This is a genomic window from Paludifilum halophilum (assembly GCF_002245355.1).
Classification (GTDB): domain Bacteria; phylum Bacillota; class Bacilli; order Thermoactinomycetales; family DSM-45169; genus Paludifilum; species Paludifilum halophilum.
This window is the reverse complement of sequence record NZ_NOWF01000109.1, coordinates 1-430: the sequence shown is the minus strand read 5'-3', so window position 1 is coordinate 430 and position 430 is coordinate 1. Positions and strand designations below refer to the sequence as shown.

The following is a 430-nucleotide window of genomic DNA, read 5'->3' as shown; positions in this document are numbered from 1 at the left end:
CGAGGAAGTGCAGGTAGAGCATGCCCATGGCCCGGTCGCTGTCGATGATGATCGACCCGGGGATGAGGCTGGCGGTATCGGCGATGAGGGTGAGCACGAGGTCCGAGCTCGTCCGCAGGTCGCAGGCGACGACGGACCCGGCCCCGACGGCTTTGCGGCGGAACGCATACCAGGCGACCTCGATGGAGGCGTGGAGGACCGAGTAGAGGAACCACAGACCGAACACCGCCGCATGCCAGACGTTGAACCGTCCGGAGAGCACGATGGGCGGGAGGTAGAACACGCGCGTGACGATGAAGGCCAGCACGATTCCGGTGACCACTGTGACCACCGTGATCGAATCCCACAGCATCAGCCACAGCAGAACCAGCGAGATCAGCAGCACGAGCTGCTGGATGATTCCGCGGCCCCGGCTCATCCGCGCCCGGTT

At 65.1% G+C, this 430-nt stretch carries 1 protein-coding gene; it reads right to left on the bottom strand.

Annotated elements, in window-relative coordinates; genetic code table 11:
* The coding region (locus CHM34_RS18540) for a Na+/H+ antiporter subunit E (RefSeq protein WP_206093853.1) at positions 1-430 on the bottom strand (430 nt) is incomplete at both ends.